At 39.3% G+C, this 16,826-nt stretch carries 10 protein-coding genes; 3 read left to right on the top strand and 7 right to left on the bottom strand.

The window, feature by feature from the left end; all coding sequences use genetic code 11:
• Nucleotides 1-17: 17 nt before the first annotated feature.
• The 3 genes from FM107_RS08635 to FM107_RS08625 all read right to left on the bottom strand — a co-directional run bounded on the left by FM107_RS08635 (nt 18) and on the right by FM107_RS08625 (nt 7,427).
• Nucleotides 18-1,523, bottom strand: a complete 1,506-nt coding sequence (locus FM107_RS08635) for a RagB/SusD family nutrient uptake outer membrane protein (RefSeq protein WP_179204442.1) — start codon at nt 1,521-1,523, stop codon at nt 18-20.
• A gap of 10 nt (nt 1,524-1,533) precedes the next feature.
• Nucleotides 1,534-4,512, bottom strand: coding sequence for a SusC/RagA family TonB-linked outer membrane protein (locus FM107_RS08630; protein WP_179204441.1), 2,979 nt, complete (start codon nt 4,510-4,512; stop codon nt 1,534-1,536).
• 740 nt (nt 4,513-5,252) lie between these two features.
• A complete protein-coding gene (locus FM107_RS08625) occupies nt 5,253-7,427 on the bottom strand; it encodes a DPP IV N-terminal domain-containing protein (protein WP_086948106.1) in 2,175 nt (724 codons plus the stop codon).
• A gap of 493 nt (nt 7,428-7,920) precedes the next feature.
• Here FM107_RS08625 and FM107_RS08620 point away from each other — a divergent pair, with 493 nt between their 5' ends.
• Both FM107_RS08620 and FM107_RS08615 read left to right on the top strand, forming a co-directional pair.
• Nucleotides 7,921-10,302: an ABC transporter permease gene (locus FM107_RS08620; RefSeq protein ID WP_179204440.1), complete on the top strand. Its 2,382-nt coding sequence runs from the start codon at nt 7,921-7,923 to the stop codon at nt 10,300-10,302.
• A 254-nt stretch (nt 10,303-10,556) separates the two neighbouring features.
• A complete protein-coding gene (locus FM107_RS08615) occupies nt 10,557-11,060 on the top strand; it encodes a DinB family protein (RefSeq protein ID WP_086948104.1) in 504 nt (167 codons plus the stop codon).
• Between the two features lie 537 nt (nt 11,061-11,597).
• On the opposite strand, the gene FM107_RS08610 is transcribed toward FM107_RS08615, so the two are convergent.
• The 4 genes from FM107_RS08610 to FM107_RS08595 all read right to left on the bottom strand — a co-directional run bounded on the left by FM107_RS08610 (nt 11,598) and on the right by FM107_RS08595 (nt 15,748).
• Nucleotides 11,598-11,858: a hypothetical protein gene (locus tag FM107_RS08610; RefSeq protein ID WP_086948103.1), complete on the bottom strand. Its 261-nt coding sequence runs from the start codon at nt 11,856-11,858 to the stop codon at nt 11,598-11,600.
• 60 nt (nt 11,859-11,918) lie between these two features.
• The gene (locus tag FM107_RS08605; protein WP_086948102.1) at nt 11,919-12,614 is read right to left on the bottom strand and encodes a hypothetical protein; all 696 of its coding nucleotides are present in this window, start codon (nt 12,612-12,614) and stop codon (nt 11,919-11,921) included.
• Between the two features lie 80 nt (nt 12,615-12,694).
• Entirely contained in the window at nt 12,695-13,807 is a 1,113-nt protein-coding gene (locus tag FM107_RS08600; protein ID WP_086948101.1) for an AraC family transcriptional regulator, read from the bottom strand.
• 54 nt (nt 13,808-13,861) lie between these two features.
• Complete coding sequence (locus tag FM107_RS08595) at nt 13,862-15,748, bottom strand: serine hydrolase (protein WP_086948100.1); 1,887 nt, start codon at nt 15,746-15,748, stop codon at nt 13,862-13,864.
• A gap of 197 nt (nt 15,749-15,945) precedes the next feature.
• Between FM107_RS08595 and FM107_RS08590 the strand changes: the two genes are divergently transcribed.
• On the top strand, nt 15,946-16,353 hold the full coding sequence (locus tag FM107_RS08590; protein WP_373407994.1) for a transposase: 408 nt from the start codon (nt 15,946-15,948) through the stop codon (nt 16,351-16,353).
• The last annotated feature ends 473 nt before the right edge of the window (nt 16,354-16,826 follow it).

The raw sequence follows: 16,826 nt of genomic DNA, 5'->3' as shown, positions 1-16,826 counted from the left end.
TACTTACTTTATATAGGTTAATTCCAATAGTTGTTTTGTTCGATGAGCGGGTTTTGCTGCAATACCGATTCAGAAATTGGCCAATAAATACCCCCATCCTGAATGAGTTGTATAAAGTCTGGATCGTTGTTTTTGATCTTGTTGTAGCGTACAATATCATACCAGCGGTGTCCTTCACCCATGAGCTCTCGTTGGCGCTCCAGGAATATCGCATCCAACAAATCGCCATTCATTGCCTCGGAGTAATTTGGCAATCCGCGATTTTCACGTATGCGGTTCAGTAGATCAATTCCTCCGTTTTGTTCCCCCAATACCGCTAACGCTTCGGCGCGCAGTAAAGTAATATCCTCTAGGCGTGTGAATACAAGCGCACTGGTGAAAATTTGGAATGTGGGATCCGTATTACCGCCTTGGATACATTTTATTTTGCTTAAGATTGGATAGCGACCGTTAAAATTTCGGAAGTAATCTTCGTTCAACGGTTTACCAAGCGTATCGATACTAAAGCGTTCGTCTTTAGCTTCATTGAACACATTGACGATGGTTTCTTTGGTCAGGTAAATATCAGGCATCGTTTTATTGATCACCGGTGTTGCGAGCGTGAGCTCTTCGATATTGCCCGTAAACGCGCCTTCTAAGTGTGCCCACACACCCGGAAAAGCGAACATTTGACTACTGTGCTTGTCAAAGAAGAACCCACTCGGTGAGGTAAGGCTGCTTGTCGCTGTATAATTGATATTTGCTTTTTCATAGTTATCCATTATAAAAGCGGTATAGGACGCAACATTCGGATAATTACCTTGCCAAGCCGATACGTGTGCGAGTATCGCGTATGCTGCTATTTTTGTCGCAATTGCGCCATCCCAACGGGACTGCGCTTCGTTGTAATAGTTGCCGAGTTGTTCTGGTTCATCGACACTGTAACGTAACGGTAGGGCAGGAATAGCGTCAATCAACTCTTGCTCTACCCATGCGAGAATTTTTTCTTGGTTTTCGCGCGGCTTATTGACGAAATTGTTTTCAGAAGAACTGGTAATTAAAGGCACATCACCCCACACGCGTATCATATAGAAATATGCGAATGCCCGTAGTAGGCGTGCCTGAGCGATGTCGACGTTCAAATTAGCTTGTTTGTAACGATCATCCATTTCTAGGACTTCGGGTGCACGCGAAATAAACACATTAGCAGAATTAATCACGGCGTACCATCTACGCCAGTTTCGTAGTGCCTCGAGTGTTTCATTGTTTGCATTTAAATCTTGCTGCGAGATCGCCATTAGGTCACGACGAACCGGAACAGAGTATTCGCCGGTCCGCACTTCCCCATATAACCAATATGCATTGTGATCCACTAATGCGGATTTCGTGAGTGCATATATGCCGAGCAGTCCCGCCCGGGTATCCTCCATTTTCTCCCACATATTTTCGTCCGAAACGACGCGAGTAGAGTCTACGCTGAGCATTTTTTCGCAACTGCTAAGAGAGATACAAACGACCATTAAAACATAGAATATCTTTTTCATAAAACAGCTATTAAAAATTCAGTTTGAAACCAATTAAATAGGTCCTGGGGATCATCATATTGTATCCCTCATCAAACCCTAGGTAATTGGCTATTTCAGGATCACGTCCTGAATAATTGGATAATGTTAGTAAGTTGTTGGCTGTCGCATAGACGTATAGTTTCCCACCATCGAGGTGGGAGGCTAGAATTTTAGTAAGGTCATAGCCAATCGAAACCTGTCTAAGTTTCAGAAAAGAGCCATTTTCCATGAATAGATCTTGACCAGTTTGGTAAGCACTAACACTACTCCATGGATTATAAAGCGGATAGTTGCTATAGTCGCCTCTTTTTTCCCAGTACGTTATCTCCTTGACAGCATCGATATTGCCTGAATTCTCATTACTGATAAAGTCAAATCTTCTTGACATTTCTTGGTTGATGATGTCACGTCCTAAGTTGAAATAGAAACTCAGCTTGAGATCAAAGTCTTTGTAGAAAAAATTATTTTGCCAAGATCCCGATACTTTTGGGATGTAATTACCGCGTAACACGCGATCTGCCGTGGTTATGCGGTTATCGCCGTTCTGATCTTTCCAAATAGGATCCCCGGCTTTAAAAGTAATGCCGTTATAATTTTTTGCTACGCCGTCAACTACTGGGATTTCACTGTCAGAGACATATATTCCTTGATTTTCCAATACCCAAAAGGCATCGATGCGTTCACCAACTTTAAGCATCCGGTCTTGAATAACCACTTCGTTAGCACCGCCAGGCAATGCAGTCAGTTTATTGGTATTGAACGCTACATTTATTCCGGAATTCCAGCGAAAGTTTCCAGACGCGGGGGCCGCAACGTCACCACTTAACGTTAGTTCAACACCACTGTTTTGCACGTCCATTCCGGGTTCGATAGCATATTCATAACCGTATTCCGCGTGAGCAGGCATGGTAAGAACCTGGTTCTTATTTTGCTTGATATAGGCATCCAGAGAGAAGTATACGTTGCGTTTAGAAAGCTGGAAGTCGAATCCTAAATTCATATGATCCGAATAAGCCCAAGGAATGTCATATCCCGTCCAGCCGTCCGAATAGGGTCTAACCAAGGCGGCGAAACCGTTGTACCCTGGTACAATTACGTTTCCCGTATAGCCTACTTGGGCAGTATAATGTGGGCCTTGCGCGATGTTATCATATTGATTAAGGATACCTAATCTCCCCGCGCTAGCTCTGATCTTGAAACTTTCATACATTGCGTTGTCCCGAAAGAATTCGTTTTTCAAATTCCAACCTAAAGAAAGGGAAGGTGTGAAGATCCACTGATTGGTCGGTTGCGCATTCGACGATCCATCGTACCGAAGTAATAAACTCGCTGTGTATTTGTCGTTAAGATTATAAGTTCCTCTTCCATAGAAAGAGATCAGGTTGTTTGCTGTTCGGTCAATGAACTTAAAGACCAGTTGTCTTGGAAATACCGTTGGATTGAGATAGTTGCCGTTATTTGGGTCGGATTCCAAAAGATTTATTTTGATAAAATCGTTTACACCTTTGTATGCGTATGCGTAGTTGTATTTATGATTGTCCCACTGCAAAACATTTGCAGCCTCTAAAAATAAGTTGCTCTTATCGGTTAGTTTCCAATCATACGATGCCACATTATCAAAGACAAGTCGCTGGTTGTACCCGTAATAATTGGACGCGAAGTTGTTTCCTTCTAATAAAGTGCTTGGATAGAACAAATCCCGGAAGCCTTCATTGTAATCTACCAATAGGCGGGATTTGAGTTTAAACGAACCAAACTGGATATTCAATGCGAGATTACCTTCCAAGATATTCGAGTAATTATTATCGAAACTTTTGTCGTATTCAGCTAAATAATCGTCGTATGCTTCCTTGTTCGGCGCTAGAGGCGCACCCAGGTCAGGGAAATACGACATCATCGCATACCGATTACGTAAGTTTTTATTTCGGTTTCGCGTCAAGCGGGTTGCATTTATACTCGTATGAAAGAATAACCATTTCAGGGGCTGTAAGTCTAACTGGAACCGGGCATTATATTTTCGGAATTTAGTGTCATCAGCAATTCCCGAATTTTGTAGATTCCCCAACGAGAATTGAAAATTAGAACGTTTACTACCACCAGAAATACTCGCATTTACGCCGTAGTTCATTCCATTATTATAATAGCTATCCGACCAGTTAGAAGGGCCATAATATCGGTTATTTAGTGAGTCACTTAGGTAAATTGGATAGGTCTCGTCTTCATCGTAACGTCCGTTGCTGGTATACAAGTTATAAAACTGCTTTCTAAAATCATTTTCATAACCACCATTAATAGTAGTAACTGACGGCCGTTGAGACATTCCAATGAAACTGTTCAGACTAATTCTCTTTTTATTAATACTTGCGCTTTTTTTGGACGTTATTTTAATTACTCCATTTACTGCCATCGGCCCATAAACGCTGATACTGGCAGGATCTTTTAGGATTTCGATTGCTGCAATATTATCTAGTTCTATATTACTCAACAGATTATTTTCGGGACCAATTCGATCAATATCGTAGGCCTGAATCATGTAAGAGAACGGATGCGTACCAATCAATGGGATATCATCGAGCACGACCAGCGGTTGATTTGAGTAGACATCTTTGTGACTGAAAACAGGTGTAGAAAGCCCTCGGATAAAGATTGAACTGTTGGTTCCCGGTTCCCCACTGTATTCCGTCGCATATAGTCCGGCAGCTTCCCCTTTGAGATTTTGGGTAATCGTTGCGAATCCATTTAAAGCAATGTCTCGTGGGGTTCGTACCATCGATTTGGTACGGATGTTTTTAAAATTCAGATCGAAAACCGAATCCAAAAGCTGGGGTACAACGGTGTCTTGCAGTGCAGTTTGTGTGTGCACTTCAGAATTCATTTTATACCGCGCCCATAACTGGTTATCAGATAGTAATATGAATAATACAACAAGTATACTTATACTATATGCATAAGGAATTTTCTCCTTCATATACATTTAGGTTTAATAATTTAATTGATAATGTTACTTTATAATTAATGAGTTAAGTTTGGCTGATCCTAAGGAATATACCACGCGAGATGAGTTGTCATAATTCTTTTTTTTAGTTTATAATTTTACAATTCAGTGTTCGTACCTGTTAGGTTTGAAAAGGTCGACGAACAAAATGTTTTAATGTTCAGTTTATAGTATTTTGATCTACTTGTTTATCAGTCAATTTTTGGTTACGAAAATTATAAGTTATTCGTTTTTAATAAAATAGCAGCCGGTTTTTGTTAGTTAGTAACTGCTTGTTGGTGTGTTAAAATAGGTTAAAATTTCCGTTCACAATGCTAATGTATGTATATAAAAACGTTTTAGCAAATTTTTTATTTTTTTTTTTGATATATTAAAAATAAGGTCATACGGGTCGTGGAAATTATATTCCACAATTTCGTATAAAGTTGTTTATAGAGGTATTTACAGGGTTTTAGGAACCAAAAATCTGCAGAAACTTTTGTAACAACAAATGCTCCTCATGCGAGACTACAATTATTTAGCTGTACTTTTCAAGCGACGGTGGGAGGGTATGTGTTATGGCGGACGTGTCCAGCAAGATCTAAAACATTTTTAGAGCATTAAACGGGGGGGGGCCTAGCTAATGGATTGTTTAATTACTAAAAGTCAACGGGCACAGATAGCGTCTGTCGTTATCTGTACCCGTCAAATCATCCCTTTGGGCAGTTTGATTACTATTTTTTTAGATAGAGATCAAAGTATTTGGCAATCTTGTCATACATATGTATCCTGTCTTTGCCCAACACATTATGTTCATGGGTGGGATATAGGAAATAGTCGATTGGCTTTCCTTCTTCAATACATTTTTGAATGAATTCCATACTATGCTGTTGCACAACGACAGGATCTTGCGCTCCGTGGATAATCAATAAGTGACCATTCAATTCTCCCGCTTTATCTAATAGAGAAGTTTTTTTATACCCTTTTGGATTTTCCGAAGGCGTGTCCATATAGCGCTCGCCATACATTACCTCATAATATTTCCAGTCCATCACTGGTCCTCCAGCAACCGCAGCTTTAAAAATATTATTTTGTTTAGTCATCAGGGAAGTGGTCATAAATCCGCCGAAGCTCCATCCAAAAATACCCATATTTGCGCTATCGACATAGGGGAGTGATTTTAGATAGTTAATTCCGACGAGTTGATCGGCCATCTCTGCTTCCCCGAGATTTCGGTGTGTTACTCGCGTAAAATCTCTACCACGCGAATCTGATCCTCGATTGTCAATTGTAAATATCAAATAACCCCGTTGTGCCATATACAGATCGAAATACCCGACCCCACCAAGCCATTTATTGTTTACCAACTGGGCATGTGATCCCCCATATAAATATACCATTACCGGATACTTTTTGTTCGGATCAAAATTGGTAGGGTAGGTGATCCGTGCATTTAGAGGGGTTGCTCCGTCGGCGGCTGTAAAAGTCTTAAACTCAATTTTCGGGATATTTATAACACCCGTGAAAGGATTATTTGCAGAAAGAACTTTCGTTGTGTTATTGTTTTTCCTGTCAATAACTTGTATTGCATTTGGAGTCTCGAGATTACTAAATTGATCCAAAATATAACGACCGCTGGGGCTAAGACTTGCGCTGTGGGTGCCTTCGGTTTGCGTTAGTTGTTCCGTCGTTCCCGTTTTCAATTCGACTTCGAAAAGATGGCGATCCATACCTTGATTTGTCGCGCCGATATAGTACGCCTTAGTGCCTTCGTTATTGAAACCCTGGAAATTAGTAACGATAACGTCTTTATATCCTAAACTGCGGATCATTTGTCCACTGGTGTTGTAAAGATAGAGTTGGTTGTAACCTTCTTTATCGGTTTGGTATATAAACTGTTCTGGATTTGTTGGTACAAATTCTAGCGCATATTGCGGCTCTACCCACGTATCCGAGGTTTCCTCAAAAAGAGTGTTCATCAAAACGCCCGTGTTGGCGTCGTATTTATTCAATTTGAGGTGATCCTGGCCCCTGTTTAATATACCTACATACACGAAAGTACTGTTCGGATCCCAAGTTACGATAGTTAAGTATTGTTCTTTGGGCTCGCCAGTCTGCAGGTGGATATATTCGTTTGTTTCGGAATTGAAAATATTTAACGATACTTCTTCACTGCGCATCCCGGCCATTGGATAACGTATATCTTTAATGGTCGTCACGCGCGTGTCCCATTGTGGAAGTGGGTATAGGCTAACGTTGCTTTCGTCTTTGGTGTAATATAGGAGCTTTTTATCGTCCGGTGACCACCACATTCCTTTGTCAATACCAAACTCATTACGGTGCACCGTGGCTGATCCGTTAATAATCCCCGCGACTGTATCTGTGGTGACCTGAATCTCACTACCGTCGGATCGCACGATGCTAATATTGTTCCCTTTCAAGAAGGCCGTTTGACCATGTGCCGTTGCTATTTGGTTCTTAGCAAGCTCCGTGGTTATAAATGAGGTTACTTTTGCTTCATTGCTGAGCATACTATAGATAATATTGTAACTCATTTTTTCATCATTGATTACCAGGTTGATATTATTTTCATCAACCCAGTTATAATCAATAGGTATGGACCTCAGCTCGAAGTGTTCATTTTTAATTGCCGTTCGTAAGGCAGCTTCCAGTGTTGTTTTCGCGAGGAGTTGTTTTGGCTCCCAATTCCGATCCGCTGACCGGGTTAATAGGTTTTGAAAATTACTATCTAGACTGGAATAAGTATCGGTACCGGTGATCCACTTCGATGCATATATTGTTTTTGGAGCAAATTGGCGAGGTCCGTCAACCGTTTCATCCACAGTGAAATTTCTCTGTCCGTACGCTAACGAGGAGCTCAAAACAAATAATATCAATAACTTTTTCATTATTTATGATTTTTATGCTGACGAAATTAAGGATTTGCGGGAAAAGATTCGCATATAGTTTTATGGGTTAATTACTTCGCGAAATATTAGGATGGAATCCCCAGCGTAGACTTTAGCTATGATAGACTTCAGATTTCCTCGACTCACCCAACGATGAGGCCGCGTTCTGTTTTTGCTTAGTGGTGGCCTTGGGAACTAAGTCGGATAACGTTATTATTTAAAGAAGAATAATACTAGAATTGCAACAAGTTAAATTATTTAACTGTGATCCACTTCCGTTAGTTAAAAAGAAAAATTCGGTAAGAAAATTTATATTTGTTTTTTAGTACAGGACTGTTCGATAACGAACAGTGAAGTGCACGATACTGGACATATATATTGTGTATTAAAGTGTAATCCTCTGTTATTTAATTGTTTGATGGGATGGCATAGCCTTTGGAAAACACGATGAAACTGTAATTTGAGTTACTTGGAATAACTCATTATGCTACTTATGATGACGAACCATTTAAAAATAACCTGGCGAACTTTATGGAAAAATAAAGGATATTCTTCCATAAATATTGTAGGTCTGGCACTGGGTGTGAGCGTCGCAATTATTATGGGACTTTGGATAAGTTCGGAAATTAATTTCGATCGTTTTTATTCTACTTCGGATCGGTTATATCAAGTTTATACCCTGGATGAATTTGACGGCCAAAAGCATACCTGGGGAGGGACAGCTGCTGTTCTGGGCCCTGTCTTAAAGCAAGATCATCCTGAACTAGAGGAGGTTGTTCGAATTGGAAACGCAAATCCGTTGCTCCGTGTCGGATCGCAAAGTTTTAAAGCCTCGGGTATTGTAAGTGATCCTTCATTTTTCAAGCTGTTTGATTTTCCGTTTATCGATGGTAATACAAAATCACCAATTTCGGGGCCTAATTCGATTGTTTTGACGGAATCCTTGGCAACAAAACTTTTTGGAACAACTAACGTAGTAGGGAAAGCCGTACAGATTGATACAGCAGTCACGATGGTGGTACGAGCGGTCATCGAGGACATTCCGAGGAATTCGACATTTCACGGGGAGGAATTCTTTTGTTCTTGGGATTATCTGAGAAAAACCGGTTGGATTGAAAATGAATCGTGGACAAATTATAATCATAAGACATATGTGCTACTCAAAAAAGGTGCTTCCATTGAAACTACGAATCACAATTTAGCGGACCTAGTGAGAAGACACACTGATAGTGACGTGAAAGCGAGTATCTATCTATATCCTGCTCGTCGTTGGCACCTGTATAACGAGTCTATTAATGGAGAAATGGTAGGAGGGAACATTATTACAATACGTATGTTTGCTCTTATTGGATTTTTTATACTTTTGATCGCCTGTATCAACTTTATTAATCTTAGTACTGCCGGTGCCGAAAGGCGTGCAAAAGAAGTCGGGATTCGTAAAGTCGTAGGAGCCCCAAGAAGAACTATAATCCAACAATTTCTAATTGAGTCATTTATTTTGACCATTATTGCCGGCGCTCTAGCCCTTCTTCTCACGATACTCGGTTTACCTATTTTCAATGAGATTGCAGACAGTAACGTTGGTATCGATGGTCAATCTTTAATGTTTTGGGGACTTTTTTTTGTCGTTATTATTTTCTCGGCTTTGGGAGCTGGTATTTACCCCGCTTTCGTATTATCGTCTTTTGAACCGATGAGAACGATAAAGGGAAATTTTACTGCTATTGGTCGTGGATTTAAACCGCGAAAGGTGTTGGTAACTTTACAGTTTACGATTTCTATATGTTTGGGAATATGTACTATTATTATTGGTCAGCAAATCCGTCATGGACAAAATCGAGATAATGGATATGAACAAAACAACCTCGTATATATACCTTTAGATGGCAATTTAAATAAGAACTATAACGTTTTGCGCAATGAGTTAATAGAACATGGAATTGCAAATAGTGTTACCAAGAGCCTGGGACGTATCACCCACTACGCAAATAATAACTGGGGTTATGCTTGGCCTAATAGTAAACCGGAGGACTTCGATGCCGTATTCAACGGTATGAGCAGTGACGTGGACTTCACTAAAACAATGGGCATTAAACTATTGGAAGGCCGTGATATTGATGTTTACAACCACCCTGCTGATTCCAATTCAGTGCTTTTAAATGAAGCGGCAGTAAAACGTATGGGACTAAAGAATCCTGTTGGCACACAAATTATATCATTAAAAGGCACCGAATACCAAAAAAATTGGAAGGTCGTTGGTGTTATTCAGGATTTTATCTTGCAGTCTCCTTATGAAACTATCGAGCCAATGATTGTAAAAGGACCAGCGAGTTGGTTTAGCTTCGTACACATTCGATTAAATACGCGCAATAATCTCGTCGAAAACATAGAGCAAATACAATCTATTCTAAAGAAATATAATCCAGGTTATCCTGTCGATATACGTTTTGCAGATTCGGCCTATGCTTCAAAGTTCGTTCAACAAAAACGAACACAGACCATGACGGCAATCTTCTCCGGAATAGCTGTTTTTATAGCGTGTTTAGGTCTTCTTGGATTGGTCTCTTTTGCTACGATACAACGTGAAAAAGAAATTGGTATCCGAAAAGTATTAGGAGCGTCGGTTGCTCGTATTTTTACGATGTTATCTGCAGATTTTCTGAAACTTGTATTTTTAGCCGTTGTTATAGCTTCACCCATAGCCTGGTTGGTAATGCAACGTTGGTTAGACAGTTTTGTGTATAGAATAGACGTGCATTGGTGGATGTTCGTCATAGCCGGCCTAATAGCTTTGTTTATCGCATTATTTACGGTCAGTACCTTGGCCATTAAGGCTGCGCGAGGTAATCCTGTCGATAGTTTAAGAAATGAATAGCCTAAGTTGTGAGATTAGAACCTCGAACATGTCGATTGTGATTTTTTGGTCTATTCATTCCTATTACATTATTATTTCGCATTTCAATTTCTTGTCTTATGCGAAGTCGACTAAAAATGAATACGCATAAATTTGAGACGACAGATCATCACGTATAATAGCAGAGGACTGATATGATCTTTGTACTACGATGATTGGTTTGTAAATAGTCATGTGATTTTTAAGAAATTTTTGTAAAAAAAATATCGCGGAATATGAAACTAAGCGAAGCTTTTCAACAAGCAACAGACGAATTCATCACGCTAATTGAGACGTTGGACGAAGATGAACTTAATATGAAGCCGGAATATGGAAGATGGTCCCCGGGACAGATTAGTGATCATATACACAAGTCCTATGCTTCGGCTGAAACAATGATCGGACATACAGAGTCGACTAACCGCGCGCCGGAGGAAAAGGTGTCTTCCATTAGGAATGTATTTACAGATTTTACTATACAGATGCAATCTCCTAAAGCAATATTACCCTCCGAGCAGCACCTTGATAAATCCCGTTTATTGATGAATCTGCAGAATCGTGTTGCACAGATTATGGAAATTATAAATACAAGAGACCTTTCTGAAACCTGCCTCGATTTTGTCATACCAGAATACGGCGCGTTTACTAGATTGGAGTGGGCATGGTTTAATACGTATCATACACAGCGGCATTTACATCAATTGAAGGATGTTATTCACGACATTACAAAGAAACGATGAGTAGTAAAAACTTGTTTTAGTCTATTTTCGATTGCTATGAACCGAAATACCGTCGATAGTTAAAAACTCGTATTTAGGCACATTTAAAACTAAAAAGACCATTTTTCATAACGACATATTGAATTGGAATTTTAATTATGGACCAGCACAAGATAGAATACAGCCCACAACACGTTACAAAATAATCCCTAACATATTCGCTTAGTACGGAAATAATATGAGCTGGGGCGGAACAATAAATCCTGTTCCAACCCAGCACATGATGCTGTCGATATCTTTGCCAGAAGGGCTAGTAATCTCATTTTAGATAAGAGTCTTTCTCTCTTTTGAAAATACCTCTGGTCTACTATCTTTTCTAAGTGCGAAACCATTAGTTATGTTTATTCCAAATCTAGCGGCCAGATCGTTAACAGAAACGCCACACGGCATATGATCCGTTACAAGAAATAAACTGCACCATCAGCAACCCATGTCGATAATTCATCTATCTCCTCTTGGGAAAAAGCTGACCTCGCTGGCAGATTCCAATCTTCCAAATCATACATTGCATTCACGATTACGCAGATCTTTATTTTTTTTTAAAAGTTCGAGACTTACTTTTTCTTTGCTACTTATCACATTATAGCCGTCACTTAGGAGCAGTTTACCGAACGTTGAATAGGAGCCCTTTAATGTCGAGGCATTATTATGTACTTCATCAAATAAAATCAAGGGACCTTTTCCAATCTTATACATAGGTAATGAAACCAGATAGTTAAAGTTTTCGTCTGTTACTTGCTGTGCTATCCCATTAGACATCCAATAGAATAACATAAGCCAAGTAAAAAAAATAGACTAGCTAACTTTTCCATGCTCTGACTATTTCGCTTTGAGCCACACATCGTTCTCAAAACAAGTGACCTGCACAGCTTCTCCATCGCTTAATAAAAATGTTAACGGGAAAGTACTGTCCTCATTTAGAAAAAAAGTTTCCGATCTGGGCGTAAAAGTAACCTCTTTATTGTCCCATAGCTGTTTTATGGTCAATCCGTGTACGGAAGATCGGATATCGATCTTAAGGCTGTTGTCATCCTTTAAGATATAGGTGCCTTCGAGCCTTTTAAGTTGTGCTGCCGGTAGCTGTTTGATTGTTTTGGGATCAAACCCGACTTTTACCGTTACGATTCTTTCCAATATCTTAGCGGAGGTGAATTGACCCGAACTGTCTTTAAAAAATTGGACTTTGTGACCTTCTGTTTTTGTTTCGAAGCTTGTTTCATTGATCTGGGTAAGCTGATATTCTTTGTTATCCCATAATTTTTTGGCAAAAAGAGCATTGTCTTTAAGCTCAAATTGAATAAATGCCGCTTTATTAGGAAGTTGATAATATCCTGAGAATTTTTCCAAAGATATCGTTTTGGGTTGTCGGTTATCGCCTTGTGCGATAATAACTGTTTGGGCAGATGCTTGTGCATAACATTTCGGTGAAAGAAATACGCTTACCAATAAAATGCTGCCAATGGCCACCCTGATTTCGGGAGCGATTGCAGACTTGAACGAGTTGATTGTTTTCATAATTATCTTTTTTATGACACAATGATAACCCTTTGGCTATTAGACGAAGTTCGGGTGGATACACCTGAACATAATTATGGTCAAGTAACCTTTGAATTTGTTTTAATGTATTCTTTTGGAGTGATGCCGGTAGCTTTTTTAAAGGTAGTGTAGAATGTAGTTTTAGAATTGAATCCAGCTCTGATGGCAATACCAAGCATATCTAGGTGGTTGGTGTCCTCGGATAATAGAAGTGATTTTGCTTCCTCCGTTCGCAACTCATTGATAAACTGATAAAAGTTCTTACCAAGCCCATTATTAAGAACGTAGGAAAGTTCATGGGTGCTGATGCCTACTTTGTCTGAAAGTACGGAAAGGGTCAGGCCTGGGTCGAGATATAGATTTTGGTCGACTGTCTTTCGCATTACTATATATTTGAGTTCTTCAACTTGTTCAATTGTAAGCCGTTCGTTTAGTGTCTTTTTTTGTGTGATTTCGTCTATTTCCATCGGCCGAAACGTTTCGACAGTATAAATTGATTTTTGAGTAAGTGTTGAATATGCCAAAAGGATTATCCCCAAGAAATAAAGGATAGGGGAATAATAAGCTACATGAATATGGGATGTACTCAGTATACGGATGAAAATCAAGAATAATACGGAAATCAATAGATATTTTAGCCACTCCAGATCGATTTTTTCTGTAAACGAAGCCACCATTTTAATGTTTTTCTGATGCGAGCGGAAGAGATACAAACACACAATCCAATAATAAATCATCTGGCAGAAGAAAAAATATCGGACGATAAACCCGATCCACGAAGGCAATGCGGGCAGATGGCTTTGCTCATTAAACAGAACTGGCATCAAGTGTACCAGAGAAAATATAAGGAAAAGCAGAAACGGTACGAAATGGAGAAGCCAGTCCTTTTTGGGTAAAGAAGACGATTTGTAATGGTTTACAGCCATGTAGAGGCAGGGAAACATAGCCCACCTTGGTAGTTCAAGTAGATGGATCAGGAAATCGCCGCCAATTCCAAATCCTTCCAAGAAAAGTTGAGTAAAAGTGCATGCAAGGATATAATAGAATGCCCCAAGCCATCGATTGGATTGTGTATTGACTTTATCGACCCCGATAAAAAGCAGGGATCCTAATAACCATAATGCTCCTCCGGAAAAGGCATAGAACGCAGTAAAGGTATTTATTTCAGACATCCGATCATTTGGGCTGTTTCCGTAAATTTATGATATTTTCGCGAAAAGTATAAATTACATGCTCCAGATAGGGAGTCCAATCCAGCCGTGGATTGAAAATAACACAACCAAATAAAACAAGAATATGATATTGAAAGCCAAGGCAAACTTTATCCATTTTTTACTAATTTTCGACCATCGTTTGTACAATAAATATGTTCCAATCACAACACTGATCCCGAAAAAAAGCATACCTGCGAAAATGGAAAAAGTTGTCCCATTCAGGGTCGTGAAAAGTTCCTTATGGATCGCATCCGTTGCTCCCAATAGACGATAGGAAGCTAGAAAACAGCCAATGCCTAGGGAGGGCAAAAGGACTAAGCAAAGGTCTATTATTTTTATTTTTCTAAATAATGTTAAGGGTATTCCGGCAATCGTGTAGATTATAGACAGTAGGGCTGCAATCAAACCGAGGTAAATAGGAATCTTTTGTAATAGGATTGGTAGATAAACTGTTTTTTTGTAAAAGCTATTGCCATAACCCTGAAAGAAAGGACGTCCCTCATTATCACGACCTATAACACCTGAGGGAATTATATCTCCTTTTAATTGAAAAACACCACCTCCTATGTGAATCAAGGAGTCAACTTGTCCACGCCCTTTATCGACGATAAGTTTGTCGTTGTCAATGGACATAAGTTTAATCCCTCCGAATATTCTTCTGTAGAACCACCATCTTTCATTCTTGGGATTCATAAATTGGTAATACCCTAGCATGGGTTCTATTTTCGATGGATCTATTTTTACAGTGTGCATTTTTGGGGCTTCCAAGTTTTTAGTTAGAAAATCTTCAATAACTTGGGATACTGGCCATAGGTTTGTATTGCAGTTGGTGGAAATAGCATATGCCAAACCAGCCTCTCTATTAAAAAATATCCAGGAACCAAAACCTTCACCTTTGCCATTATGCCCCCTAAATGTCACTTTTTTGTTGTTCGGGAACAGCTCGTTGCCCAGTGAATATCCTGTCTGTAATCCGTGTTGGCTCGCTAATGTGCTGTGGACTTTTTCCATCTCATCTAATTCATTTGCCCGCAGGACACTAGTGTCTTCACTACTGTTCAGAAGGTAATACATGAATTTGGACATGTCAGATGCATTGGAGACCAGTGCGCTACCGGCTCCGTTAGCACTGGGTCCATAAAGTGGAAGAAGTTTATATATCCCATTCTTAAAATTATAACCTTTTGCAAATGACGATTGTCTTTTACCGCTCAGGTCAAAAAGAGTATTATGCATACCTAACGGTTTAAGCAATTTCATTTGTATATATTCATCCCAAGGTCTTTGGGAAATTTTTTCGATTACATATCCTAAAATATTATATCCAGGATTTGAGTATGACATCCTTTCTCCTGGTTTCCATCTAGAGGTAAAAGAGTTTTTTACGAATTTGATGGCATCTATTCCCCTTTGGGGTACCCGGTTTGTATTGACCATCTTGTTCAGTTGTACATCTTCGAAGCCCGCAGTATGTTCTAATAAATGTATGATTCTTACGGGATGAGTAGATTCCCATTTGTTGTTATAAGGAATTTCTGGCGCTATATCCTGTAATTTATCCTTGAGATTTAACTTGCCTTCCGATATTAGCTTTTGGATGCCCATTGCTACAAAAAATTTTGTGACAGATGCTAAATGAAATTGCGTTCTACTATCAACTCTTATTTTTTGTTCTAAATCGGCATACCCCAATCCTCCGGCAAACAAAACGCTGTCCTTTTTTACAATGGAAATCATCAATCCTGGCATATGTTCTTTCTGCAGAACACTATCGATCTTTTTGAGCAATTGTTCTATTGCAGGTGTCGGAGAATCATCACTCTGGAATTGGGCTTTAACCATGCTGCATGATAGTACCAAAAAAAATATGGTTGAAAAGAATGTTATAGGCTTGTTCATTGTTGTCCTTTTTTGCCAAAATACATATGGCCTTTTTATTTAAGTTCGATTTTATCCAAGCGAACTAAATAAATGTCATGGTGCAACAGTATTGTTGGCTCTAATTTGATTTTTAGAAAATCAAATTAGTATTCATATTTGAAATCGTTTTGCAGGCAACAATCGTTCGATTAAAACAGACCAAATAGAAAAGCACAATGAATTGGAGTGTTATAGGAGTTTACGGAGCATTTGTCTCTGACACATTGGATCTTGCCGGATTCCGGAAGGATAAATTCAGGATAAGTGGGGGTGAAAAGTATCCGGTGGTCATCGACTCTTGGCGGCGTAACTGGGATCGTCTGACCACCTATTTCCGATATGATAAGTCCATCCGAAAGTTGATCTACACCACCAATACAATCGAGGGATTCCATCGCCAAGTCCGTAAGGTCACTAAAACTAAAGGAGCCTTCACTTCAGATATGGCGTTATTGAAACTGATCTATCTAGCCCATAAAAACATTAAGAAGAAATGGACGTTGCCACTGGCCAATTGGGGAACAACAGCACAAAAACTGCCCTTGACACAGTTCGCGTTACACTACCTTCAAGGGATGGGGTGAGTCATTTGTTAAAATTATATTATCGTATGTAGGCTCTGAACGGACTAAAAGACTTAGAATCTTTGACTCCTATCTTCTACACCATCTGAGCTGATTTCGAATTATCTTCAATTTTTAATAAGTATCAGCTTATCACCGTCAACCATAGTTTGAGATATATCAGTAAAAAAATATTGGGACTCAACGATAATGTTCGGTTATCCTTTACTGATACTAGAAATGTAAAGTTCGAAACAGCTAGGGTTCAGAACCTAAGCTATCATGTTTTGATTATCAGTAATTTACATTTTAAAAAGTTCCTTACTCTACGAATGACGCATTTAGCAAGTTTACTCTAATTGTTAAGCCAAATACAGCGATTTTGTATATGATTATAGCAAGATTTTCTCAATATTTTCACTGATTGTCCCTATGTAACGGTCGCTTGTCCAGTCGCGATAGGTATATTCTTTATGTTTCAATTTAAAAATGTA

The organism is Sphingobacterium sp. JB170, from assembly GCF_900163865.1.
In the GTDB taxonomy this organism is placed as follows: Bacteria; Bacteroidota; Bacteroidia; order Sphingobacteriales; family Sphingobacteriaceae; genus Sphingobacterium.
This window is presented reverse-complemented; position numbering and strand designations above follow the sequence as displayed.

What these genes read in the sequence shown, in the direction of transcription:
- FM107_RS08620 (WP_179204440.1), top strand. Translation starts at nt 7,921, where the DNA reads ATGATGACGAACCATTTAAAAATAACCTGGCGAACTTTATGGAAAAAT.
- FM107_RS08605 (WP_086948102.1), bottom strand. Translation starts at nt 12,614, where the DNA reads ATGAAAACAATCAACTCGTTCAAGTCTGCAATCGCTCCCGAAATCAGG.
- FM107_RS08615 (WP_086948104.1), top strand. Translation starts at nt 10,557, where the DNA reads ATGAAACTAAGCGAAGCTTTTCAACAAGCAACAGACGAATTCATCACG.
- FM107_RS08595 (WP_086948100.1), bottom strand. Translation starts at nt 15,748, where the DNA reads ATGAACAAGCCTATAACATTCTTTTCAACCATATTTTTTTTGGTACTA.
- FM107_RS08610 (WP_086948103.1), bottom strand. Translation starts at nt 11,858, where the DNA reads ATGTCTAATGGGATAGCACAGCAAGTAACAGACGAAAACTTTAACTAT.
- FM107_RS08590 (WP_373407994.1), top strand. Translation starts at nt 15,946, where the DNA reads ATGAATTGGAGTGTTATAGGAGTTTACGGAGCATTTGTCTCTGACACA.
- FM107_RS08630 (WP_179204441.1), bottom strand. Translation starts at nt 4,512, where the DNA reads ATGAAGGAGAAAATTCCTTATGCATATAGTATAAGTATACTTGTTGTA.
- FM107_RS08625 (WP_086948106.1), bottom strand. Translation starts at nt 7,427, where the DNA reads ATGAAAAAGTTATTGATATTATTTGTTTTGAGCTCCTCGTTAGCGTAC.
- FM107_RS08635 (WP_179204442.1), bottom strand. Translation starts at nt 1,523, where the DNA reads ATGAAAAAGATATTCTATGTTTTAATGGTCGTTTGTATCTCTCTTAGC.
- FM107_RS08600 (WP_086948101.1), bottom strand. Translation starts at nt 13,807, where the DNA reads ATGTCTGAAATAAATACCTTTACTGCGTTCTATGCCTTTTCCGGAGGA.